This window comes from Leifsonia sp. L25 (assembly GCF_050632895.1).
On the sequence record NZ_JBODRZ010000003.1, the window covers coordinates 1,673,773 to 1,696,500 of the forward strand.

The 22,728-nt window shown below is 69.3% G+C and carries 24 protein-coding genes, 1 tRNA gene and 2 pseudogenes; 14 read left to right on the forward strand and 13 right to left on the reverse strand.

Translation table 11 applies throughout. The features are described from left to right. Positions 1-20: 20 nt before the first annotated feature. The 3 genes from mmsB to ACRAWC_RS12195 all read right to left on the reverse strand — a co-directional run bounded on the left by mmsB (position 21) and on the right by ACRAWC_RS12195 (position 4,300). A complete protein-coding gene (gene mmsB, locus ACRAWC_RS12185; RefSeq protein ID WP_431347962.1) occupies positions 21-1,370 on the reverse strand; it encodes a multiple monosaccharide ABC transporter permease in 1,350 nt (449 codons plus the stop codon). Then, positions 1,370-2,917, reverse strand: a complete 1,548-nt coding sequence (mmsA, locus tag ACRAWC_RS12190) for a multiple monosaccharide ABC transporter ATP-binding protein (protein ID WP_431347963.1) — start codon at positions 2,915-2,917, stop codon at positions 1,370-1,372. Before mmsA ends, mmsB begins: the two co-directional genes overlap by 1 nt. Positions 2,918-3,109: 192 nt before the next feature. Then, entirely contained in the window at positions 3,110-4,300 is a 1,191-nt protein-coding gene (locus ACRAWC_RS12195; RefSeq protein WP_431347964.1) for an ROK family transcriptional regulator, read from the reverse strand. 103 nt (positions 4,301-4,403) lie between these two features. On the opposite strand from ACRAWC_RS12195, the gene ACRAWC_RS12200 reads away from it, so the two are divergent. Together ACRAWC_RS12200 and ACRAWC_RS12205 are read left to right on the forward strand one after the other, a co-directional pair. Then, on the forward strand, positions 4,404-5,219 hold the full coding sequence (locus ACRAWC_RS12200) for a shikimate 5-dehydrogenase (RefSeq protein WP_431347965.1): 816 nt from the start codon (positions 4,404-4,406) through the stop codon (positions 5,217-5,219). Positions 5,220-5,258: 39 nt separating this feature from the next. Next, positions 5,259-5,696: a MarR family winged helix-turn-helix transcriptional regulator gene (locus ACRAWC_RS12205; protein ID WP_431347966.1), complete on the forward strand. Its 438-nt coding sequence runs from the start codon at positions 5,259-5,261 to the stop codon at positions 5,694-5,696. A gap of 34 nt (positions 5,697-5,730) precedes the next feature. On the opposite strand, the gene ACRAWC_RS12210 is transcribed toward ACRAWC_RS12205, so the two are convergent. Then, positions 5,731-5,949, reverse strand: coding sequence for a hypothetical protein (locus ACRAWC_RS12210; RefSeq protein WP_431347967.1), 219 nt, complete (start codon positions 5,947-5,949; stop codon positions 5,731-5,733). A gap of 130 nt (positions 5,950-6,079) precedes the next feature. Between ACRAWC_RS12210 and ACRAWC_RS12215 the strand changes: the two genes are divergently transcribed. The 3 genes from ACRAWC_RS12215 to ACRAWC_RS12225 all read left to right on the forward strand — a co-directional run bounded on the left by ACRAWC_RS12215 (position 6,080) and on the right by ACRAWC_RS12225 (position 7,446). After that, positions 6,080-6,493, forward strand: coding sequence for a MerR family DNA-binding transcriptional regulator (locus ACRAWC_RS12215; RefSeq protein ID WP_431347968.1), 414 nt, complete (start codon positions 6,080-6,082; stop codon positions 6,491-6,493). Between the two features lie 163 nt (positions 6,494-6,656). Beyond that, positions 6,657-6,842: a hypothetical protein gene (locus tag ACRAWC_RS12220; protein WP_431347969.1), complete on the forward strand. Its 186-nt coding sequence runs from the start codon at positions 6,657-6,659 to the stop codon at positions 6,840-6,842. Between the two features lie 40 nt (positions 6,843-6,882). Then, positions 6,883-7,446 (forward strand): dihydrofolate reductase family protein, encoded by a 564-nt coding sequence (locus tag ACRAWC_RS12225; RefSeq protein ID WP_431347970.1) that lies wholly within the window; start codon positions 6,883-6,885, stop codon positions 7,444-7,446. Here the strand turns inward: ACRAWC_RS12225 and ACRAWC_RS12230 are convergent. The 3 genes from ACRAWC_RS12230 to ACRAWC_RS12240 are packed head-to-tail and all read right to left on the reverse strand — an operon-like array spanning position 7,427 to position 9,854. Further along, positions 7,427-7,990 (reverse strand): hypothetical protein, encoded by a 564-nt coding sequence (locus tag ACRAWC_RS12230; protein WP_431347971.1) that lies wholly within the window; start codon positions 7,988-7,990, stop codon positions 7,427-7,429. The two genes, ACRAWC_RS12225 and ACRAWC_RS12230, sit on opposite strands and share 20 nt — an antisense overlap. A gap of 20 nt (positions 7,991-8,010) precedes the next feature. Further along, on the reverse strand, positions 8,011-9,417 hold the full coding sequence (locus ACRAWC_RS12235) for an MFS transporter (RefSeq protein ID WP_431347972.1): 1,407 nt from the start codon (positions 9,415-9,417) through the stop codon (positions 8,011-8,013). Continuing rightward, complete coding sequence (locus ACRAWC_RS12240) at positions 9,414-9,854, reverse strand: MarR family winged helix-turn-helix transcriptional regulator (RefSeq protein WP_431347973.1); 441 nt, start codon at positions 9,852-9,854, stop codon at positions 9,414-9,416. The genes ACRAWC_RS12235 and ACRAWC_RS12240 overlap by 4 nt, the downstream gene beginning before the upstream one ends. Before the next feature lie 83 nt (positions 9,855-9,937). Between ACRAWC_RS12240 and ACRAWC_RS12245 the strand changes: the two genes are divergently transcribed. Then, positions 9,938-11,227 carry an APC family permease gene (locus ACRAWC_RS12245; RefSeq protein ID WP_431347974.1) on the forward strand — a complete coding sequence of 430 codons (1,290 nt, stop codon included), beginning with the start codon at positions 9,938-9,940 and terminating at the stop codon, positions 11,225-11,227. Here ACRAWC_RS12245 and ACRAWC_RS12250 read toward each other — a convergent pair. Beyond that, positions 11,184-12,356, reverse strand: a complete 1,173-nt coding sequence (locus ACRAWC_RS12250) for an FG-GAP repeat domain-containing protein (protein WP_431347975.1) — start codon at positions 12,354-12,356, stop codon at positions 11,184-11,186. The genes ACRAWC_RS12245 and ACRAWC_RS12250 overlap by 44 nt on opposite strands. A 19-nt stretch (positions 12,357-12,375) precedes the next feature. Between ACRAWC_RS12250 and ACRAWC_RS12255 the strand changes: the two genes are divergently transcribed. Both ACRAWC_RS12255 and ACRAWC_RS12260 read left to right on the forward strand, forming a co-directional pair. After that, positions 12,376-12,582: a hypothetical protein gene (locus ACRAWC_RS12255; protein ID WP_431347976.1), complete on the forward strand. Its 207-nt coding sequence runs from the start codon at positions 12,376-12,378 to the stop codon at positions 12,580-12,582. A 56-nt stretch (positions 12,583-12,638) separates the two neighbouring features. Further along, entirely contained in the window at positions 12,639-12,785 is a 147-nt protein-coding gene (locus ACRAWC_RS12260; RefSeq protein ID WP_431347977.1) for a hypothetical protein, read from the forward strand. Here the strand turns inward: ACRAWC_RS12260 and ACRAWC_RS12265 are convergent. The 5 genes from ACRAWC_RS12265 to ACRAWC_RS12285 all read right to left on the reverse strand — a co-directional run bounded on the left by ACRAWC_RS12265 (position 12,775) and on the right by ACRAWC_RS12285 (position 15,375). After that, complete coding sequence (locus ACRAWC_RS12265) at positions 12,775-12,975, reverse strand: hypothetical protein (protein WP_431347978.1); 201 nt, start codon at positions 12,973-12,975, stop codon at positions 12,775-12,777. The genes ACRAWC_RS12260 and ACRAWC_RS12265 overlap by 11 nt on opposite strands. Further along, positions 12,972-13,628, reverse strand: coding sequence for an FG-GAP repeat domain-containing protein (locus tag ACRAWC_RS12270; protein WP_431347979.1), 657 nt, complete (start codon positions 13,626-13,628; stop codon positions 12,972-12,974). Before ACRAWC_RS12270 ends, ACRAWC_RS12265 begins: the two co-directional genes overlap by 4 nt. A gap of 86 nt (positions 13,629-13,714) precedes the next feature. Next, positions 13,715-14,347 (reverse strand): hypothetical protein, encoded by a 633-nt coding sequence (locus ACRAWC_RS12275; protein WP_431347980.1) that lies wholly within the window; start codon positions 14,345-14,347, stop codon positions 13,715-13,717. Positions 14,348-14,540: 193 nt separating this feature from the next. Further along, positions 14,541-15,161: an AAA family ATPase gene (locus ACRAWC_RS12280; protein WP_431347981.1), complete on the reverse strand. Its 621-nt coding sequence runs from the start codon at positions 15,159-15,161 to the stop codon at positions 14,541-14,543. 131 nt (positions 15,162-15,292) lie between these two features. Continuing rightward, positions 15,293-15,375 (reverse strand) — tRNA-Leu (locus tag ACRAWC_RS12285). A 154-nt stretch (positions 15,376-15,529) separates the two neighbouring features. Here ACRAWC_RS12285 and ACRAWC_RS12290 point away from each other — a divergent pair. From ACRAWC_RS12290 to ACRAWC_RS12315, 6 genes and pseudogenes are all read left to right on the forward strand, one after another. Then, a pseudogene (locus tag ACRAWC_RS12290) lies at positions 15,530-16,242 on the forward strand (FhaA domain-containing protein). Continuing rightward, positions 16,239-16,832: an FHA domain-containing protein FhaB/FipA gene (locus tag ACRAWC_RS12295; protein ID WP_431347982.1), complete on the forward strand. Its 594-nt coding sequence runs from the start codon at positions 16,239-16,241 to the stop codon at positions 16,830-16,832. Before ACRAWC_RS12290 ends, ACRAWC_RS12295 begins: the two are co-directional and overlap by 4 nt. A gap of 3 nt (positions 16,833-16,835) precedes the next feature. Beyond that, the gene (locus ACRAWC_RS12300) at positions 16,836-18,083 is read left to right on the forward strand and encodes a PP2C family protein-serine/threonine phosphatase (RefSeq protein WP_431347983.1); all 1,248 of its coding nucleotides are present in this window, start codon (positions 16,836-16,838) and stop codon (positions 18,081-18,083) included. Continuing rightward, positions 18,067-19,464, forward strand: a complete 1,398-nt coding sequence (locus ACRAWC_RS12305; RefSeq protein WP_431347984.1) for an FtsW/RodA/SpoVE family cell cycle protein — start codon at positions 18,067-18,069, stop codon at positions 19,462-19,464. Before ACRAWC_RS12300 ends, ACRAWC_RS12305 begins: the two co-directional genes overlap by 17 nt. 3 nt (positions 19,465-19,467) lie before the next feature. Further along, positions 19,468-20,921: pseudogene (locus ACRAWC_RS12310) on the forward strand (peptidoglycan D,D-transpeptidase FtsI family protein). Beyond that, on the forward strand, positions 20,918-22,633 hold the full coding sequence (locus ACRAWC_RS12315; protein ID WP_431347985.1) for a serine/threonine protein kinase: 1,716 nt from the start codon (positions 20,918-20,920) through the stop codon (positions 22,631-22,633). The pseudogene ACRAWC_RS12310 and the gene ACRAWC_RS12315 overlap by 4 nt, the downstream one beginning before the upstream one ends. The last annotated feature ends 95 nt before the right edge of the window (positions 22,634-22,728 follow it).

Here is a 22,728-nt window from a genome sequence, read left to right on the forward strand (position 1 = left end):
TCGGGAAATGGAGGTGCAGGTCAGGAGGTGAGCGACCGGGACGAGTCCTCGGCCGGGTCGGAGGTCGGGAGGACTGCGGGCTGCTCCGCGCCGGCGGCGTCGACCGCGGTCTCCCGGCGTCCGCGGCCGCCGAACAGGCGCCCGATCAGCGAGGGGCCGCCGCGGCGGTGCGAGTAGACGTCGATGCCGACCGCGATCAGGAGGACGAGGCCCTTGATGATCTGCACCCAGTCGCTGGTCACGCCGAGGAGCTGGAGGCCGTTGTTGAGGACCGCGATGACGAGACCACCGACGATCGAGCCGGCCACGGTGCCGATGCCGCCGGAGACCGCGGCTCCACCGATGAAGACGGCGGCGATCGCGTCGAGCTCCCAGCCGAGGCCGTCCTGCGGGCCTGAGGAGACCGAGCGGGCGACGGCGATCATGCCGGCCAGAGCCGCGAGCACCGACATGTTCATCATCACGTAGAAGTTGACGCGCTTGATCTTGACGCCCGACAGCTCCGCGGCGTGCGAGTTGCCGCCTACCGCGTAGATGTGGCGGCCGAAGATCGTGTTCCGGGTGATGAACGAGTACAGGATGATCAGGACGCCGAGGATGATGCCAGAGACCGGGAAGGACGTGCCGACACGGCCTCCCGCGAACAGGAAGGTGAAGTAGATCACGACGGCGTCGAGCACGACGACCTTGAAGACGCTCACCCAGAGCGGCGCCTTCTCGGAGCCCATCCGGGTCTGGCTGCGACGGGTGCGGATCTCGAGCAGCGCGATGACCACGGCGATGACGATGCCGAGCAGCAGCGTCGAGTTGTTGTAGCCGGTGTTCGGCCCCCACTCGGGCAGGAAGCCGCCGCCGATGAACGTGAAGCCGTCCGGCACCGGGATGGTGTTGGCGTTTCCGATGAGCTGGTTGAGGCCGCGGAAGATGAGCATGCCCGCGAGCGTCACGATGAACGCGGGGACGCCGACGTAGGCGACCCACCAGCCCTGCCAGGCGCCGATCGCGGCGCCCACCACCAGGCCGAGCAGGATGGCGATCGGCCACGGGAAGTGCCACTGCGTCATCGACTGGGCGACGATGATGCCGACCACGGCGGCCACCGAGCCGACCGACAGGTCGATGTGGCCGGCGATGATGACCATCACCATGCCGATGGCCAGCACCAGGACGTACGCGTTCTGGTTGACCAGGTTGATCAGGTTCACCGGGTCGAGGGTCTTGCCGCCGGTGAGGAGCTCGAACAGCAGGACGATGACGACGAGCGCGCCGAGGATGCCGAACTGGCGTCCGGTGGACTGGCCGCCGCCGAACATCTTGCCGAGGTCGCGGATCCCGCCGGACTTCTTCTTCGCTTCGATCTGAGTGGTCATTATCGGGTTGCCTTCTTCTTGGCCGAGGTCATGCTTTTCAGGAGGGTCTCGGGGGTGGCCTCCGCGATCGGAAGCTCGTTGGTGATCTGCCCCTCGAAGATCGTGTAGATGCGGTCGGAGATGCCGAGCAGCTCCGGCAGCTCGGAGGAGATGACGATGACGCCCTTCCCCTGCGCGGCGAGCTGCTGGATGATGCCGTAGATCTCGTACTTGGCGCCCACGTCGATGCCGCGCGTCGGCTCGTCGAGGATGAGGATGTCCGGGTCGGTGAACATCCACTTGGCCAGCACGACCTTCTGCTGGTTGCCGCCGGAGAGCGTGCTCACGCCGCGGTCGACGTCGGGCGTCTTGATCCGCAGGTTCTTCCGGTACTCCTCGGCGACCGCGTACTCCTGCTGATCGTCGACGACGCCGCGCTTGGCGATCTTCTTCAGCTTGGCCGCGACGATCGACTGCTTGATGTCGTCCAGGAGGTTGAGGCCGAGCACCTTGCGGTCCTCGCTGACGTAGGCGAGGCCGTTGTCGATCGCCTCGGAGACCGTCCGGAGCTGGATCGGCTTGCCGTCCTTGTACGCCTCGCCGGAGACGAAGGTGCCGTAGGAGCGGCCGAAGACGCTCATCGCGAGCTCGGTGCGGCCGGCGCCCATCAGGCCGGCGAAGCCGACGATCTCGCCGCGGCGAACGGTGAAGCTGGAGTTCTTGACCACGAGCCGGTCGGCGACCTGCGGGTGCTGGACGACCCAGTCGCGCACCTCGAAGAGCACGTCGCCGATGTTCGGCGTCCGTTCGGGGAAGCGGCTCTCGAGTGTGCGGCCGACCATCCCGCGGATGATGCGGTCCTCGTCCACGCCGTCGCCCTTGACGTCGAGGGTCTCGATCGCGCGGCCGTCGCGGATGATCGTGATCTGGTCGGCGACCTTCTCGATCTCGTTGAGCTTGTGGCTGATGATGATGGAGCTGACGCCCTTGTGCTTCAGGCCCACGATCAGGTCGAGCAGGTGGGCGGACTCCGCCTCGTTGAGCGCGGCGGTCGGCTCGTCGAGGATGAGGAGCTTGACGTCCTTGTTGAGCGCCTTGGCGATCTCGACGAGCTGCTGCTTGCCGACGCCGATGTTCTTGATCTGCGTGTCCGGGTCGTCGTTCAGGCCGACGCGCGCGAGCAGTTCGACTGCGCGGCGCTTGGCCTCGTTCCAGTCGATGACGCCGCCGCGCCCCGGCTCGTTGCCGAGGAAGATGTTCTCGGTGATGGAGAGCTCCGGGATGAGGGCGAGCTCCTGGTGGATGATCACGATGCCGCGCTGCTCGGAGGACTTGATGTCCCTGAAGCGCATGACCTCGCCCTGGTAGACGATGTCTCCCGTATAAGTCCCGAACGGGTACACGCCGGAGAGGACTTTCATCAGCGTGGACTTGCCTGCGCCGTTCTCTCCGCAGATGGCGTGGATCTCGTTGGCGTGGACGGTGAGGGAGACATCCTCGAGCGCCTTCACTCCCGGGAATTCCTTGGTGATGGCGCGCATCTGCAGGATGACTGCGTTCGACGGCATCGTCGCTCCTTGGTGTGCTGTTCGGGCTGGGTACGAGCTGTACGGGTGCGTGGGTTGCGCCTAAGTAGTAAACGCTAAATTCAGTCTTGGCGTCAAATAGTGAAGACAACGGATGCATAACGGAATCCCGTATTCGTCACGAATGTCCCGAATGGCGCGCGCAAACGCGACATTCGTCACGAATGTCGGGCGCTACTCGCTGCCGTCGAGGGCGCCCTGGATGACCAGTGCGGCGGCGCCGAGCGATTCGGCGCGGTCGCCGAGCGATGAGATCCGCACGATCGTCGTCTCGGCGATGACCGGGATGGCGTTGTGCTGGATGCCGCGCCGGATCGGTTCGAGGAGCGCGTCCCCGAGCCCGACCACCGGTCCTCCGATGAGCACCAGCTCCGGGTTGATGACGTTCGCGATGTTGCCGATCGCCTGGCCGATCGCCGTGCCGGCGTCGCTCACGACGCGGAGCACCGCCGGGTCGCGCTCGCGTCCGCGGCGGAGGATGTCCGCCGTGCTCACCGGCGCGTTGTTCCCGTGCCCGAGCGTCTCGATCATCACGCTCGTGGAGGCGATGGTCTCCAGGCAGCCGCGGTTGCCGCACCGGCAGATCACTCCCTGCTCGGTGACCGGGGTGTGGCCGAGCTCGCCCGTGATCCCGAGGAACCCGTAGTACGGCAGGCCGTTGAGGATCAGCCCGGCGCCGATGCCGGTGCCGATCTTGACGAAGATCAGGTTGCGGACGCCGCGGTTGGCGCCCCAGGTCACCTCGGCGAGCGCGCCGAGGTTGGCGTCGTTGTCCACCACGACCGGGAACCGGAAGGCCTCCACCAGGTCGCGCAGCCGCACGCCCACCCACTCCGGGAGGATGGCACCCTGCAGGACGGTGCCGGTGCGCCGGTCGATGGGACCGGGGATGCCGATCCCGACCGCGAGCACGGCCTGCCGGTCGTGGCCGCCGGCGGCCAGCATCCGGTCGAGCAACTCCGCCGCCTGCCCCACGGCGCCGGCGACGTCGTAGCCGAGCGGCAAGGCCATCTCCTCCTCCGCGATCACCTCGTAGCCGAGGGTGGCGAGCACGATGCGCGCGTGCCGGCGGCCGAAGTCCACTCCCACCGCGATGTCCCCCGTGTCGGTGAGCTGCACGAGCAGCGCGCGGCGGCCGCTGGAGGTCACCGGCGAGGTCTCCACGACGCCCTTCGCCGCCATGTCGCGGACGATGTTCGACACGGTGGCGGTGGAGAGTCCCGTCCCGCGCGCCAGCTCAGCCTGGGTGGATGGTCCGTTGGCCAGGAGGAACTCGACGAGCCGCTCCTGGTTCAAGTGCCTCAGCGCGCCTTGCGACCCGGGATTGCGTGCGCCACGCGGGGGAAGACCCTGAGTGGCGGTCATGCGATAAGAGTGAATGATCGCTGAGTTGTAGTCAAGTTGTGAACGTAACGGTCGGATGAGGGGCGGCTGCGAAGGAGTTCAGGCGCCCTGCGACAATGGACGCATGCCCATCCTGAACAAGGACATGCAGGTCTGCATCTCGCTGTCCGGCCGTCCCAGCAACATCGGCACGCGGTTCCACAACTTCCTGTACGACGAGCTCGGCCTGAACTTCGTCTACAAGGCGTTCACCACCGACGATCTGGAGGGCGCCGTGCGCGGCATCCGGGCGCTCGGCTTCCGCGGCTGCTCGGTGTCGATGCCGTTCAAGGAGGCGATCATCCCGCTGGTCGACAACCTGGAGCCGTCGGCGCTGGCGATCGAGTCGGTCAACACCGTCGTCAACGAGGACGGGCTGCTCACGGCCTCCAACACCGACTACGAGGCCGTCGCGCAGCTGCTCGGCGAGCACGCGGTCGATCCCGCGTCGCGCGTCATCGTGCGCGGGTCGGGCGGCATGGCCAAGGCGGTCGTCGCGGCGTTCCGCGGCGCCGGGTTCGACGATCTGACGGTGCTGGCCCGGAACGCGGACGCCGGGACGGCGCTGGCCGAGAAGTACGGGTACACCTGGACGGCGAGCGAGCCAGAGCCGGACTTCGACGTGATCGTGAACGTCACCCCGCTCGGGATGCGTGGAGCGGACGAGTCCGCGCGGGCGTTCGGCGACGCGTTCGTGCAGCGGGCCTCCGTCGTGTTCGACGTCGTCGCGTTCCCCTCCGAGACCCCGCTCGTCGCCGCGGGACGGGCGGCGGGCAAGCGGTTGATCACCGGCGCGGAGGTCATCGCCCTGCAGGCGGCGCGGCAGTTCGAGCGCTACACCGGCGTCGCGCTCACCCCGGATCGGATCGCGCGGGCCTCGGAGTTCTCCCGGGCCGGGTGATCAGGCAGGACGACAGGGCCGGAGCCTAGAATGACCGACGTGTCCGAAGACCTCCTCGCCCTGGAGAACCAGGTCTGTTTCGGCCTCGCCGTCGCCGCGCGCAGTGTGATCGCGCTGTACCGGCCGGTGCTGGAGCCGCTCAACCTGACCCACCCGCAGTACCTGGTCATGCTCGCCCTCTGGGAGCGCGAGCCGCGGTCGGTGAAAGAGCTCAGCGACGCGCTGCAGCTCGAGCCGGCCACCCTCTCCCCCTTGCTCAAGCGGCTGGAGGCCAACGGCTACGTCGAGCGCAGGAGGAGCGTCGCCGACGAGCGCGCCCTGGAGGTCACCCTCACGGGTGCCGGCCGCGAGTTGCGCGCCGAGGCGGAGAAGATCCCGCCGCGGATCGTGGAACGGCTCGGCCTGCCGATGGACGACATCCTGAACCTGCGCGAGAGCCTGCGGACGATCATCGCGGCGGCCGTCAAGGAACCCTGAACTCCTCAGGACGCTCAGGCGGGGCTGTGGGCGCTCAGGCGGCGATTGGGCAGACCAGCCGGCTCGCGTCGCGCTGGCCCTCGGGCCGCAGCACGGAGTGCTCGGTCATCGGCCGGCCGCAGATCGGGCACGGCGCGGCGGGCGAGCGGAGGTCGGGACCCTCGGGGTGGCCCGCGCCGAGTTGGGCCGGGCCGGCCACGCGGATCAGCTTGGCGTTCCAGCGCGCGTACCACTGCGCGAAGCGTCCGGACATTCTCTCTGCTCTCCCACCGACCCGTGTAGTTAGGGCACTAACTAATAGTGTAGCGCGATTCGACCATGACCCAGGGGTCAGGGTTTACGCTGACGGCGGAGCGAATCATCCAGGCTCCGCGAGGTGGGACATGCAGATCGGCGAGCTGGCCGGCCGGGCCGGCGTGACAGTGAAGGCCGTGCGCTACTACGAGCGCCTCGGACTCGTCGCGCCGCAGCGGCTGCCGAACGGCTACCGCGACTACGACGACGTCCAGTTGCGGGCGGTCCGGGAGATCCGTGAGCTCGCCGCCACCGGGATCCCGCCCGGGAAGGCCGCGCCCTTCATCGCCTGCCTCGGCTCGGGCCACGCCCGCAGCGATGAGTGCCCGGCCTCCGTCACGGCGTACCTCGACGGCCTCGCCGAGGTGGAGGCCGCGATCGCTGTCCTGGAGGCCCGCCGCGAGCAGCTCGCCCGGCGCCTCGCCTCGGCGACCGGCGACGTGCCGCAGGCGCCCGACACCGGGTACGGCTGCACGGTGGCCGCAGATCATCCCACGGGATGACCCCCTCCCGACCATCGGCCGATGCCCGGCACGCCCTCCCCCGCTTGACTTGATGCCGTGACCGGTCCGCCCAGCGGACGGCCACGCATCGGCCGGACGAGGGGCCGGCCGAGGAGGGGGAGACGATGACCACGCTGGAGCACCGCCACCACCAGGGGGACTGGTGCGAGCACGGGGAACGCTCGCGGGCGTGGCGGACAACGCCTACCTCAGGCTGCTCTCCGCGCTGGTCATCCTCGCGGCCGGCGCCGCGTCGCTTGTTCTCGTGATCGGATTCGCGCTCGACGTGGTCGTGCCGCTGGTCTTCGGGAACGAGCTGCGGGCGCTGGCCGTGCTCCTCCCGCACTGAGTCCTTCCCCCTCGTGACCGCGCGGGCCTAGAGTCGCCGCATGTCCCTCGTCTTCTCGGCTCTCGCGTCCCTCGACGGCTACACCGTCGACACCTCCGGCTCGTTCGACTGGGCTGCCCCCGACGAGGAGGTGCACGCCGCCGTCAACGCCCGCGAGCGCGGCATCGGAACATACCTCTACGGTCGCCGCATGTTCGAGACCATGCGCGTCTGGCAGGACATGGGCGGCGGCGACGCGCCGGAGGTGATCCGCGAGTACGCGGAGATCTGGCGCGACGCCGACAAGATCGTGTATTCGTCGTCGCTCACCGGCGTCTCCACGCCGCGCACGACGGTCGAGCCGGTGTTCGATCCGGGCGCGGTCCGGGCGCTGGTGGAGGCTGCGCCCGGCGACGTGTCGATCGGCGGCCCGACGCTCGCTGCGGAGGCCTTCCGCGCCGGACTGGTCGAGGAGGTCGTGCTCTACCTCGTCCCGGTGTCCGTCGGCGGGGGCACGGCCGCACTGCCGACGGATCTCATGCTCCACCTCGAGTTGCAGGAGGAGCACGCCTTCCGGTCCGGGACCGTGATGCTGCGCTACCGGGTCAACGCACCCGCAGAGTGACGCTCGGCCGGTCGAGGGCGACCTCCAGGTCGTGCAGCGTGACGCCGTGCTCGCCCAGGATGGCGACCGGGTAGAAGAAAGCGTCGTACTCGGTGCCCGTGCCGGGGAGATCCACCCCGTCCGACTCGAACGGGAGCGGGTGGCCGGAGGTGCGGGTCACGAGGTCGCCGTCGTCGCCCAGCTCCACCGAGACCGAGCGGGTCGGGGCTCCGCGCTCCAGGAAGCTCCAGCTCATCGCCGGGAGTCGCACGTCGATCGTCGCCCGGTAGAGGTCCCGCTGCTCGCTGAGGAGGCCGGCGGCCCAGCCGACCGTCTCGGTGGCGCCGTGCAGCAGCATCCAGCCGTTCATGGCGGAGGTGAGGACGAGGAGCCCGGAGCCTTCGCCGAGGTGCGGGTTCTCGCACCAGGAGAACTGCTCGTCGAGGATCTCGGCCTCCAGCTCGGTCGCGACGCCGCGCGCGGGCCCGGCGGGCAGGAAGATCCAGCTCCCGCTCGCGAACACGTCGAAGAGCTGTTCGCTCAGCACCGGGACGTCCTCGGACACGTGAGGATTCTACGGCGCGATCACACCTCCGCGGCGCCGGTCGCGAGCCGGTCCACCCGGCGCAGTGAGCGGTCCACGAGCGTGATCACCAGGAACAGCGCACTCGCGCCGAGCATGAACCAGGCCAGGTCGTGCAGGCCGGACGTGTCGGCAGTCGTATGGAAGAAGGCTCCGGTCGCCGCCGAGGCGAGCATCGCGCCCAGGTACATGAAGGTGCGCAGCAGCCCTGACGTCGCTCCCATCCGGGTCGGGTCGGCCTGATGGTAGAGCGTGTTCTGGATGGCGAGGTTCACCAGCCCCTGCGGGACACCGGTGACGATCGCGATGAGCACCAGGAACCAGAGCGCGGCCTCCGCTCCCACCAGGAGCAGCAGCACCGCCATCACGATCTGGCCGGCAGCGCCGACGATGAGCTTCCAGCGGATCTCCGGCCTCCGTCCGAACAGCGACGCGACCAGGATCCCGATGCCGAAGGTCGGCAGCAGGATGAGGCCCGCAGCGGCCGGCGACAGACCGCGGCCGCCCTCCAGCCACTGCGTGAACCCGTAGAGGTAGCAGTACGAGACCGTCGCCGCGAGCACGCTGCGCGCGTACGTGACCAGCAGCGGGACGTTGCCCGCGAACACGCGCACGTCGATGAACGGGTCGGAGCGGCGCAGCTCCCACAGGGCGAAGGCCGCGCCGGACACCGCTGCGAGACCGAGCAGCCAGAGCTGGGCGATGTGGATGTTCATGAGGAAGAGCAGGAGGCTCACCAGGGTGGCGGCGAAGAGCGCGACACCGAGGTAGTCGAGGCGGCCGCGGGGCGGGCGGGCTGCATCCAGCGCGGTCCGCTTCGGGAGGAAGAGCAGGCTGAGCACGAGCGACGCGATCGCCAGCGGGATGTTGACCGCGAAGGTCGCGCGCCAGCCGCCCACCTGGATGAGGAGGCCGCCGAGCGTCGGCCCGATGACCGCGATGGTCTGGGTCGTCACCGACAGTGCGGTCAGAACGCCGGCCGGGCTCCGCATCCCGGTCCGGGTCGCCTCGCTGCGGATCAGGTACATGGCCGCCGGGTAGCCCGCGCAGGTGCCGAAGCCGAGGATGACGCGCGCGATCACGAGCACCGCGATGTTCGGCGCGAACACGCCGATGACACCCGCGATCCCGGTCAGGATGGCGCCGGCGACGGACAGCCGCCGCGGCCCGAACATGTCGACCAACCGCCCGACGAGCGGCTGGCCGATGGAGGTCGCCAGGTAGAGGGACGACACCAGCCACGCGGTCTCGGAGGCCGGAGCGCCGAGCGCCGTCGCGATGGGGACCAGCGCGACCGCGATGATCGACGAGTTGACCGGGTTGAGGACCGCCCCGATCATCATCGGCGCGAGCAGCCGCCGGTCGAACCGGTCGGCGGGACCGGGCTTGGCGGCGATCACGTCGATCACGGCCGCACCAGCTTCTCGATCAGGAGCGTCGCCGCGAGCACCGTCTGGCGTTCCTCCTCCGTCAGCCGCTCCTCCATCGCGTGCGCCAGCCACTCGCGTCGGGCGTCCAGGTTGCCGCTCTCGGCAGCCCGCCCGGCGTCGGTCAGGGAGACGAGCTGCCGTCGGCCGTCCGTGGGGTCGGGTGCGCGGACGACGAGGCCGAGCTCCTCGAGCGACGCGATCGTGGTCGCCATCGACTGCGGCCGCACGCCCTCCAGCTCGGCCAGCCGGGAGGCCGTGCTGCCCTCGCCCTTGCCGATGCGCGCGAGAGCGGACGACTGCTGAGCGCTGAGCCCCGCGGACTCTGTCGCCACCTCGCGCAAACGGCGGCGGAGCCGCGCGAAGGCTACGCGCAGGTCGAGCGCGGCGCGGATGGAGGAGGCGGAGGGATCGGACACCTCGCCAGCCTAACTGTTCAGTCACGACTGCGCAGTCTGGACTGTCTAATTACGATTAACACGCGACGACTAAGCTGCAACCCGTGACCGCTCCCGCCTCCCCCACCTCGGGCGCGCTGGCCCGCCGCTTGAACCTCGGCGACGCCGTGACGATCGGACTCGGCTCCATGATCGGCGCCGGGATCTTCGCATCGTTCTCGCCCGCCGCCGCGGCCGCCGGAGCAGGTCTTCTGGTCGGTCTGGTCGTCGCCGGCTTCATCGCGTTCTGCAACGCGACCTCTTCCGCGCAGCTCGCGGCCCAGTACCCGACCTCGGGCGGGACATACGTCTACGGGCGCGAGCGGCTGGGCGAGTGGCCCGGCTTCGTCGCCGGGTGGTCGTTCGTGGTCGGCAAGACCGCCAGCTCGGCGGCGATGGCGATCACGTTCGCCACTTACGCGGTACCTGCCGCCTGGGTGAAGCCCGTCGCCATCCTCGCCGTCGTGATTCTGACGCTCGTCAACACGCTCGGGATCACGCGGACGGCGCTCCTCACCCGCATCCTGGTCGCGGTCGCCCTGCTCGCCCTCACGGTGGCCGTCGTCATCGGCTTCACGCACACCGCGGCGAGCGCGTCGGCCCCCGGCACGCCGCCGACGGTCTACGGCGTCCTCCAGTCGGCCGGCTTCCTCTTCTTCGCGTTCGCCGGCTACGCCCGGATCGCGACGATGGGCGAGGAGGTCGTGAACCCCGCCCGCACCATCCCGCGCGCGATCACGACCGCCCTCACGATCACGCTCGTCGTCTACGCGCTGGTCGCCGTCTCCGCCCTTCATGCGCTCGGCCCCGCAGGACTCGCGTCGGCCCCGGCCCCGCTGGGCGCCGTCGCCGACACGACGGGAGCGGACTGGCCGGGCATCGTCATCCGGATCGGCGCGGCCGCCGCAGCCCTCGGGGCCCTGCTCGCGATGATCGCCGGGATCGGCCGCACGAGCCTCGCGATGGCACGCAACCGGGACCTCCCGGGCTGGTTCGCCGCCGTGCACCCGCGCTTCCATGTGCCCTACCGCGCGGAGCTGGCGCTCGGCCTCGTGGTGTGCGTGCTCATCGCGGTCACCGACCTCCGCGGCGCGATCGGCTTCTCGTCGTTCGGCGTGCTCCTCTATTACTTCGTCGCGAACCTGTCGGCGTGGACGCAGGACCGGGCGAACCGCCGATATCCGCGGGCGCTGGCCGTGGCGGGAGCGGTGGGCTGCCTCGTGCTGGTGGTGACGCTGCCGGTGGTCTCGATCGTCGCGGGCGTCGTGGTGCTGGTCGTGGGGGTCGGGTACCGGATCGTGCGGGTGCGCCTTACGAGAGCACCGTCCGGATGTTCTGCCAGCCGTCGCCGATGACCCTGGTGGTCGCGGCCCAACTCGGGCCCATCAGGCCCTGCAGGTACAGGAGGGTGCCGTCCCCGTTGGGGTTGGCGATCACGACTCCCGTGTCGTTCGTCCAGTAGTTGTACCACCCCGCCGCCCAACCGGCCCGCGCGACGGACGCACTGAGACTGCTCAGGACGCCGCTCTGCGGACCCATATCGTCGATGAACATCTGAGGGCTGCCGGCGGGCGTCCGGTTCACACTCGACCAGCCTCCGTTGCTCACCACATCGGCGAACCCGTCCACGTTCACATCGGCCGTCACGAAGCTGTCGGTGGCGGCCAGGCCGGGGATCGTCAGCGGCACGCCGGAGCTGAACGGCAGGTGCCCCGGGTTGCTGAGGATGCGGTTCAGGTACAGCCACACGGTGCCGTCCGACTTCCGCGCGATCAGGTCCGCGAAGCCGTCGTCGTTGACGTCACCGAAGGTGATGGATGTGAAGGCCTGCCATCCACTGCCGATGACCGTCCCCGACGAGTACGGAAGCCTGCCGGGGTTCGAGTTCATGTTGTTGTAGTAGGCGACCAGAGCGCCGTCGGACCGGACCGCGACGATCTCGGCGTACTGGTCGCCCGTGAGGTCGCCCGTCGCCTCCAGACGGAAGCCGAACTGCGGCCCCCAGCCCGAACCGATGGTCTGCGAGGAAGTGAACGGGACGCCCGTGGAGCTCACCCACGACGAGTTCTGGAAGTAGAGCAGCCGTCCGGTGTAGTCGATCGCCACGATGTCGGAGAGTCCGTCCGCGTTGACGTCGGTGGCGGTGGGCCGCGACGGCCAGGACGTCCACATCGGAGGACACGGGTCCGCCTGGACGAGCTGCGCGCTGCCCACGGTCAGGTACTGGCTCGTTGTGCTCACCATGAGGGTTCCGGCATTTTCGAGACCGTTGCTCGTGAAGTCGAGCTGCACCGACCCGCTGGCGTCCGCCACCGCCGAGACCGGGGTGTAGGACGGGGCATACATATCGGTGAAGGTGTAGGTCTCGTCGGCCACGAATCCGCTGAGCGTCCCGTGGATCCGACTTGTGGAGGCCGCCTCCTGGCCGCCGAGGGCGACGTAGCGCGTCGTGCAGATCGCGTCCGCGCTCAGCTTTCCGGTCACGGTGACGCCGGATGCGCACGTGTTGAGAGAGACCGTCTTCCCGAACACACGCGTCGCTCCGGAGAAGAGCTCGAAGAAGTCGACGCCGCCGGAGATGAAGGAGCCCGCGATCGTCGTGTCGATCGTGGCGGTCCCCTGGGCATCCGCGACGATCGCCGCGCCGAACGCGACTCTGGCGGGGGAGTCGAGGTGCGCACGTCGCCGGTGTACTGGGCCGCCGCCGTGAGGCCGGTGACGGTCCCCGTCACGTGCAGCGACTGGTAGTAGCCGCCCTGCAGGCTGGTGCAGTCGATCGCCGCCGCCAAGTCGGCCGACTGGATCCCCGTGGCACTCGCGGGCGCCGACACCCCGACGACTCCCGCGATCACCGCCGCGATCACGACGACCGCCACCCGCAGCCGCCATCCACCACGGCGCGTCACGGGATGACCTGACGGAATCGCTGCCACCCGTCGCCGATGATCCAGGGAGGGTCGTTCCCGCTCCCGCTCAGATCGTCGAAGTACCGCAAAGTCCCGTCGCCGTTGGGGTTCACCACGAGGAGACCGGGCACGACCGACCCGGTGACCTGCCCCGTCAACCAGCCGGTCTGCGGCGTGAGCGTACTCAAGGCGCTCAACGCGTTCTTCGTGACGGAGAGGGGGTCCCGAAGAACTGGCTGTTTCCCGCCGGAGTGCGGTTGGGGTTCAGCCAGCCCCCGTAGCTCCAGAGGTCGGCGTAACCGTCCCAGTTGAAGTCGACGGCCGCGTACCCGTAGGCGTTTTCGGGCCCAGGGGCGTCGATCCGGACTCCGGAGGTGAAGGGCAGGTGGCCCGGGTTGGTGGCGTAATGGTTCAGATAGAGCCAGTACGTGCGATCCGACCGCTCCGCGATGAGGTCGCCGTAGCCGTCGTGGTTCACGTCCCCGATCGTGATGTGGGTGAACGGCTGCCATCCGCTGCCGATGACCGTCGCCGTCGTGTACGGCATCCCCGGTGCATTCGAGTAGAGGTTGTTGTAGTAGGCGACCAGCGTTCCGTCCGTGCGCACGGCGACGATCTCCACGGGGCCGTCGCCGGTGATGTCGGCGGCCACCTCCATCCGGAGGCCGAATTGCGGACCCCATCCCGATCCGATCGCCCGCCCATAGATGAAGGGGTGACCGCCGGGGTTCTGCGACAAGAGGTTCGGGTAGAAGAGGAGGTTTCCGCTGTAGTCGATCGCGAGGATATCGGTCAGGCCGTCTCCGTTGACGTCCGAGTTCGTCGGCGTTCTGAGCGGATAGGTCTTCATCGCCGGACAGGGATCCCCGAGCGCCCAGTTCGAGTGGCCGACCGCGCCGGCTTGACTGGTCGTGGTGATGGCGGCGCCGACCGTCGTCAGCGGACCGCCGACGACGAGGTCGTAGGCGACCGCGCCGCTCGGGTCGGCGACGGCCGAGGCGCTGCCGGACGTGGGCGTGGTGCCCAGCGTGTAGGTCTCCCCGGGACGAAGCCCGTCAGGGTGCCGTGCACGCGGTACGCCGTGTCCTCGAGGTCGCTGGCCGTCCCGAGGAACCGGCTCGTGCAGACCGCGTCCGCCGTCAAAGTCCCGGTGGCGGTCACACCCGACGCGCACGTTGTCGTCTGCACAATCGTGTCGGCGACATCCGTGGTGCCCGACCAGACCACCACGCCGTACTGATCGCCCGAGACGATCGAGCCGGAGACCGCGGTGTCGATGGCGGCCGCGCCCTGAGCGTCCGTGGCCACCGGGATGTCGGCGCCGACGACAGCGGAGCCACTGTCGTAGACCCGGGCAACGAACTGCGCCGAGGCCGGCAGCCCGGTGAGGGACGCGGTGAGGTGCATCGAGTGGTAGAAGCCGCTCTGGAGGGTGGAGCAGTCGATGGTGGAGGCCACCCCCGACCAGGTGACCGTCGACGCAGCCCCTGCCGGCGTCCCGAACCCCACGACTCCCGCGATCACCGCCGCGATCGCGACGACCGCCACCCGTAGACGCAGCTTCCCCACGTGTTCCCCCTCCGCGCAAAACCAAGCACGGAGAGCTACGACGCTGCCCGGCGCGATCACTCTAGTGATCGGCGACCCGCCGTTCTGCCACCCGGATGAGGGACATTTCATAGAGAACAGAAAGGGCCGCTCCCGACATCGTCGGCGCCGTCCCCCGCTATCCGAGCCGCCCCCGCTATCCGAGCCGCCCCCGTTATCCGAGGACGGTGCGCTGTGGCCGGGGACTCACGCCGAGCAGAGTGTCGCAAGCGGTGAGGAGTGCCTCCTCGAACGCCGACCGGTCACCGTCGTTGGTGATGACGGCGTCAACCCCGCGAGGCGCCGGCCGCAACGCGGCCACCACCCAGCGGTCCCAGTTGGCGAGCTTCCACGCGTCTCGCCAGGATTGGCGCGCGAGGATGCGCTCCCGGATGGTCGGTTCCGCCGCGCTCACCCAGATCACGACCACCCGGCCGCCGTGAGCAGCCACCCGCTCCCGGAACGCCTCCAGCCAGCCGGGTGTGCTGAGTCGCGACCGGAAAGTGTTCGTCGCAATAATGCTGACGCCGGCGCTGACGTTATCGATGATGACCGCTTCCAAAGCGTCGTTCCCTGGGTTCCGACCCGCGCGGATCAGTGTCTGCGGGGAGCGGTCCTGGGCGGGGAACCCGGCCGCTTGGATGAGGGCGGACAGCATCGGCTGGTACATCGTGTCGGCATCCAGGTAAGCCCACCCGTAATGGCGCGCCAGTATCCGTGAGCCGGTCGTCTTCCCGGCGCCGGGCGGCCCGGCGACGAGGACGACCCTGGGGTGGGCAGCGGCCTCGGAGGTCATGGTCCTACTATGCCGGAACCGACTCCCGCAGCCCCCCACGCCTGACCGTAGCCGCCCTCGGCCTCCGGCCTGGTGTGCCGACCAACAAGAAAGGGCCGGATCGACTCCCGTCGACCCGACCCTCTCGTTCGTGCGCGAGGGGGACTTGAACCCCCACGCCCTTTCGAGCACTGGCACCTGAAGCCAGCGCGTCTGCCAATTCCGCCACTCGCGCGAACCCAGGAAGACTAACACGACAGCCTCTTCGAGGACGAATCCGCACGGCGCCCTGAGAACGGTCTTGAGCTGTGAGGCAGCCGTGCGGGGGTGTCTTCCAGGGGGTTCCGACTAACATGCATGTAGCTGGCCAAGCCGGGAGCGGGAGACTAGTGGGCATTCTGGACAACTTCGAGCGGGGGCTCGAGCGCGCCGTCAACGGCGCGTTCGCGAAAACCTTCCGTTCCGGGCTGCAGCCCGTGGAGCTCACCAGCGCCATCCGCAAGGAGATGGACACCAAGGCGGCCGTGGTCGCGCGGGACCGGGTGCTCGCTCCGAATCGCTTCATCCTGACGATGTCGCCCACCGACTACACGCGCATGAGCTCGATGGGCGCCGCGCTCACCGACGAGCTCATCGCGTTCGCCCAGAAGCATGCCACCAGCCAGCACTACGCGTTCGCCGGCGGGCTCTCCATCGACCTCCGGGAGGACCCCGACATCACCGTCGGGATGCTCGAGATCGACTCCGAGAACGTGAAGGGCGACGTCGCCTGGACGCCGGTGTTGGACATCGACGGCCGGCATTACCCGCTCACCGGGGGCGGACGGTCGTCGGCCGCGGACAGGACGCCGACATCACGGTGGACGACACCGGTATCTCCCGCCGGCACGTCCTGATCACCTGGGACGGCCACCGCGCCCAGGTGGAGGACCTCGGCTCCACCAATGGATCGCAGCTGAACGGACAGCCGGTGAAGAAGGCGATCCTCGAACCCGATTCCGTCGTCACCATCGGCCGCACCCGCATCGTCTTCCGCGTGCTCCCGCAAGCGACGCGCGCTCCCGGCTCCGCGCAGGGCGACAACTTCTGGAGCGCATCGTGAACCCGAGTGAGCTCACCCTCCTGGTGCTGCGCTTCGGCTTCCTGCTGCTGCTGTGGCTGTTCGTGTTCGGCATCGTCTACGCGCTCCGCACCGACCTGTTCGGTCAGCGCGTGCGCAAGCTCCCGGAGTCGCAGGCGGCCTCCTCGCCGTTCCCGACACCGGCGGCCACGCCCGCCGCGGCTCCCGCGCCCGTCCCCGCCCCAGCAGGACCGACCGAGCCGGTCATGAAGCATGCGCCCGTCTCCAACCTGCCGGCCGGCGCCAACACCGCCGTCGGCGGCACGAACGCCAGCGTCCAGACGGCTCACCGCCTGGTCCTCACCTCCGGGCCGCGCGCCGGCACGGAGCTGACGCTCGGCCGCGACCCCATCACCATCGGCCGGTCCAGCGAGTCCGGGCTGGTCATCCGCGACGACTACACCTCCACCCACCACGCCCGCCTGCTCCTGTGGAACGACGAGTGGATGATCCAGGATCTGGACTCGACCAACGGCACATTCCTCGACGGCCGCCGCGTCACCGTCCCGACCCAGGTCCCGCTCGACACCCCGATCAAGATCGGGACGACCACGTTCGAGCTGCGACGGTAACCCGTGGCAGGCAATCGGGCAGCGGCCGTCTCCCACGTCGGGAAGATCCGCTCGAACAACCAGGACTCCGGCTACGCGGGTCATGAGCTGTTCGTCGTGGCCGACGGCATGGGCGGCCACGCGGGAGGCGATGTCGCCAGCGCGATCGCGGTCAACCGCATCAAGGAGGCCGACGGCGAGTACGAGACGGCGCCCGAAGCGGAGTTCGCCCTCCAGTCCGCGCTGATCGCCGCCAACTCGCTGCTCGCCGAGACCGTCTTCGAGCATCCCGAGCTCACCGGGATGGGCACCACCGTCAGCGCGCTGATGCGGGTCGGCGACGAGATGGCCATCGCCCACATCGGCGACTCCCGCATCTACCTCTTCCGCGACGGCGAGCTCAGCCAGGTCTCCGTCGACCACACCTTCGTGCAGCGGCTGGTCGACAGCGGCCGCATCACGGAGGAGGAGGCGATGGTCCACCCCCGCCGCTCCGTGCTGATGCGCGTGCTCGGCGATGTCGACGCCTCCCCCGAGATCGACACCCTCATCCTCGCGACCAGGCCCGGAGACCGCTGGCTGATCTGCTCCGACGGCCTCAGCGGCGTCGTGAAGCACGACGACCTCCTCGCGGCGCTCGCCACCCGCGACGCCCCCAAGCAGGTCGCGGACAAGCTCCTCAAGCAGAGCCTCGACGCGGGCGCGCCCGACAACGTCACCGCGGTGATCGTCGATATCGCGGACGTCGCCCGCGGCGACGTCGTGAAGGAGCCGATCACGGTCGGCTCGGCGGCCTCGCCGCTCCACTTCGGCGAGCCCAAGCCGACGACGCGCGCCACGCGCCTCCCGACCCTCCGCCTCCACCCGGTGCGGCCCGCCACCGGCCCCACGCACTTCGAGCCGCAGTCGGACGACTACCTGGACGAGCTGATCGAGGAAGACGAGCGCCGCGCGCGGCGCCGCCGGCTCACCTGGATGATCGGCCTGGCGGTGCTCGTCGTCGCGATCGTGCTCGCGGTGCTCTTCGGGTACCAGTGGACCCAGTCCCGCTTCTTCGTCGGGCCCTCGCCCGCGGGCAAGGTCGCGATCTATCAGGGCGTGCAGCAGAACCTCGGGCCCATCGTGCTCTCGCACGTCTACGAGGAGTCGGACGTGAAAGTGAAGAGCCTCCCGCAGTACGACAAGCAGCTCGTGCAGCAGACCATCAACGCGGACGACCTGGCGGCCGCCCGCGCGATCGTGGACCAGTTGACCGATGCCGCAAAACAGTAGCGTGAGCGAGCGCAAGCAGGCCAGGCCGGCCACCGGCCCGGTCAAACGGCTGCGCCTGCCTGCCAAGCAGCGCAACCTCGAGCTGTTCCTGCTGCTCATCGCCTGCGGCATCAACGCCGCGGCGGTCGTCCTCGTGCAGCTCGGCGCGCTGGGCCACCTGGACCTCACGCTCGTCTACCTCGGCGCCGGCCTGTCCGCGCTCGTGCTCGGGATGCACGTCGCGCTGCGGTTCGTCGCGCCGCAGGCCGACCCGTTCCTGCTCCCGATCGCCACGGTCCTGACCGGCATCGGGATCGCGGAGATCTACCGGATCGACATCCACTTCGCGGACTCCGGCTGGAACAGCGCGGGCGTCAAGCAGATCGCCTGGGCCGCGATCGCCATCGCCTGCGCCATCGCGGTCATCGTCGTCATCCGCAACCACCGCGTCCTGCAGCGCTACACCTACATCTTCGGCCTCGCCGCGCTCGTGCTGCTGCTCCTGCCGATGCTTCCCGGAATCGGCCGGGAGATCTACGGGGCGCGGGTGTGGATCGGCATCGGCCCGTTCAGCTTCCAGCCCGGCGAGCTCGCCAAGCTCTGCCTCGCGGTCTTCTTCGCCGGCTACCTCGTGCAGGCCAGGGACTCGCTCTCGATGGTGGGCAGGAAGTTCCTCGGCATCCGCTTCCCGCGCGCCCGCGACCTCGGCCCGCTGCTGATCGTCTGGCTGATGTCGATGGCCGTCATCGTGTTCCAGCGCGACCTGGGCACCGGCCTCCTCATCTTCGGCCTGTTCCTCGTGATGGTGTACGTCGCCACCGCCCGGATCAGCTGGGTGATCCTCGGCCTGCTGCTGATCGTCGGCGGCGCGGTCGTCGCCAGCCAGCTCCTCCCCTACGTGCACGACCGCTTCGCGAACTGGCTCGACCCGTTCTCGCAGAAGGTCTACGACGCGCAGGGCGGCAGTTTCCAGCTCGTTCAAGGCCTCTTCGGCCTGGCGCACGGCGGCCTCGTCGGGACCGGCCTCGGGCAGGGCCAGCCGTGGGTCACGCCCGTGTCGCAGAGCGACTACATCATCGCGAGCCTCGGCGAGGAGCTCGGCCTGGCCGGCCTGTTCGCGATCTTCGCGCTCTACCTCATCTTCGTGGCGCGCGGCCTCCGGATCGGCTTCGCCGGACAGGACGACTTCGGCAAACTGCTCGCGGTGGGGCTGTCGTTCACCGTCGGCCTGCAGTGCTTCATCGTCATCGGCGGAGTGACGCGGGTGATCCCGCTCACCGGTCTGACGACGCCGTTGCTCGCGGCGGGAGGCTCCTCCCTCGTGGCCAACTGGATCATCGTGGCACTGCTGCTGCGGCTGTCCGACACCGTCCGCAACCAACCCCGTCTGGTGGTGAGCTGAACGATGAATCGTGAGATCAAGCGGGTCAGCACGATCGTGCTGGTGATGTTCCTGGCGCTCCTGGTGTCCACGTCGATCCTCCAGGCTTTCCAGGCGGACAGCCTGGCCGCCGACGCGCGGAACACCCGCGCGCGCAACGACAGCTATGCGGCCCAGCGCGGCGCGATCCTGGTCGGCGGCCAGCCGATCGCGCAGTCCGTGCCGTCGAGCGACGTGTACAAGTGGCAGCGCGAGTACAGCAACGGACCGCTGTACTCGGCCGTGACCGGCTTCTATCCGGTCAACGGCGAGGCGACCGGGCTGGAGGGCGCCCTCGACGATCGGCTGTCCGGCACCTCCAACGCGCAGTTCTTCGAGCGGATCAACTCGATCCTGACCGGCAAGAACCCGCAGGGCGCGACGGTCGAGACGACGATCGTCGCGAAGGCGCAGCAGGCGGCCTGGGACGCGCTCGGGGATTACCAGGGCGCCGTGGTGCTGCTGGAGCCGAAGACCGGCAAGATCCTCGCGATGGTGTCGAAGCCCACCTACGACCCCAACGTGCTGGCCTCCCACGACACCGCGGCCGTCAACACGGCCTACCAGCAGCTCCTCGCCGCCCCGGGCAGCCCGCTCACCAACCGCACCATCGGCGGCAACCTGAACCCGCCCGGCTCCACGTTCAAACCGGTCATGAGCGCCGCCGCGTTCGGGACGGGCCAGTTCACCAAGGACAGCCAGCTCCCGAACGTGGCCTCACTCCCCTCCCGGGCTCCCCGACCGTCGTCAAGAACGACTCGCTGACCACCTGCGGCCCCGGCGCGACGGTGTCGATCGCGACCGCGCAGATCCTCTCCTGCAACATCCCGTTCGCCGAGCTCGGCATGCAGCTTCAGCCGCAGGTGATCAAGGACCAGGCCGACAAGTTCGGCTTCAACCAGCCCCTGAGCATCCCGATCCCGGTCGAGAAGAGCGTCTACCCGCTCTACACCGACCCCGCGGAGCGGGCGCTCGGCTCGTTCGGGCAGAAGGACGACCGGGCCACCCCGCTGCAGATGGCGATGGTGTCGGCCGCGGTCGCGAACGGCGGGAAGCTGATGACGCCGAACCTCGTCGACTCGATCCGCTCGTCGGACCTGCAGCCGATCGAGACGTTCCAGCCCCAGCAGTTCTCGCAGCCGATGAGCCAGCAGAACGCCGACACCATCAAGCAGATGATGGTCGACGGCGTCGATCACGGCGTTGCGAGCAATGCAAGAATAGACGGGGTCGAGGTCGGCGGTAAGACGGGGACGGCGCAGAACGGGGCGACCGACCCGTACACCCTGTGGTTCACAGGATTCGCGCCGGCGAACGACCCTCAGTTCGCCGTTGCGGTAGTCGTTGAAAATGGCGGTGGACGGGGTCAGAGCGGCACGGGTAACTCCATCGCCGCGCCGATCGCGAAAAAAGTACTAGAGGCGGTGCTGAATAAATGAGACCCACAGCAGGGCTCACCTTCGGAGGACGTTACGAGCTGCAGTCGCGGATCGCGATCGGCGGCATGGGCGAGGTCTGGCAGGCGACCGATCTGGTCATCGGCCGCACCGTCGCGATCAAGATCCTCAAAGACGAGTACCTCGGCGACCCCGGCTTCCTCGAGCGCTTCCGCGCGGAGGCCCGCCACGCCGCGCTGGTCAACCACGAAGGCATCGCGAACGTCTACGACTACGGCGAGGAGGAGGGCAGCGCCTTCCTCGTGATGGAGCTGGTGCCCGGTGAGGCGCTCTCCACCATCCTCGAGCGCGAGCACGTCCTCAGCACCGACCGCACCCTCGACATCGTCGCGCAGACCGCCGCCGCCCTGCACGCCGCGCACGCCGCCGGGCTCGTCCACCGCGACATCAAGCCGGGCAACCTCCTGATCACGCCGGACGGCCGGGTCAAGATCACCGACTTCGGCATCGCCCGCATCGCCGACCAGGTCCCGCTCACGGCCACGGGCCAGGTCATGGGAACGGTGCAGTACCTGTCGCCCGAGCAGGCGTCGGGCCACCCGGCATCCCCGACCACCGACATCTACTCCCTCGGCATCGTCGCCTACGAGTGCCTCGCGGGCCGCCGCCCGTTCACCGGCGAGTCGCAGGTCGCCATCGCCATGGCGCAGATCAACGAGGCGCCGCCGGAGCTGCCGCCCACGGTCGCCGAACCGGTCCGCAACCTCGTCTTCGCCTGCATCGCGAAGAACCCCGCCGACCGTCCCGCCTCGGCGGCGCACTTGGCGCGTGCGGCGCAGGCCCTGCGCCGCGGCGACGTCCGCGCCGCGGCCGCGTCTGTGCCCGCCGTGCTCGGCGCCGCGATCGCAGCCGACGCCGCCACCGTGCTGATGACCTCCCCCAACCTCGCCCCGACGCAGGCGACCACGGTCCTGCCCGCCGCCGCTGCCGGAGCGGTGGTCGAAGAGGAGGAGACCGACGAGCCGGTCGAGGAGAAGAAGCGCAGCCCGTGGACCTGGCCGCTCATCGCGCTGATCGCGCTCCTGGCACTGGTCCTCATCGGGACGATCATCGCGCTGCTCGCGCAGCCGAAGACTCCGGCCCCGACGGCCACGACGCCGCCCGTCGTCCACACGACCGCGCCACCGCCGTCCCCGACCCCCACGCCGACCGAGACGAGCACCACCGTCCAGATCAACGAAGGCGACTACCTCGGCCTGACCGGAGACCAGGCGCGGCAGAAGCTCCAGGGCGTCGGGATGGTCGCCGACGTGCAGACCGGCTCCGCCGCGTCCTCCGCCGGCCAGGTCAACACGGTGTACTCGGTCAACCCGACCGGCCCGGTGCAGAAGGGCACGACGATCACGGTCAAGGTGTACGGGCCTGTGACGCCGATCCCGACTCCGAGCGACACGGTCACCGCCAACCCGCCGTCCGGTCAGGGAGCGGCCAACTCGCAGATCACCGTGTCATTCGGCTCGGCGACCTGCCCGGCCGGCCAGAATCTCACCGGTCGCCGGCTGTTCGTCAACGGGCAGCCGCAGGCTCCCGTCAACGACTCCAAGTTCACCTGGTCGCCGACCGCCGCGGGCAATTACACGCTCAGCTACTCGATCTTCTGCAACCAGGGCGAGTCCGTGGAATCCGCCCAGTCGCCCACGACGCCCTACACGGTCGTCCCGGCCGGCGGATCGACATCGCTCCCGTCGCCGTGATGGGAGCCGCACCGCGCTGACGCGACCGGTCTCCCCCACCCGGGGGAGACATCCAGAGTCGGCCCGCTACACTATCCGGAGCCACCAGCCACCAC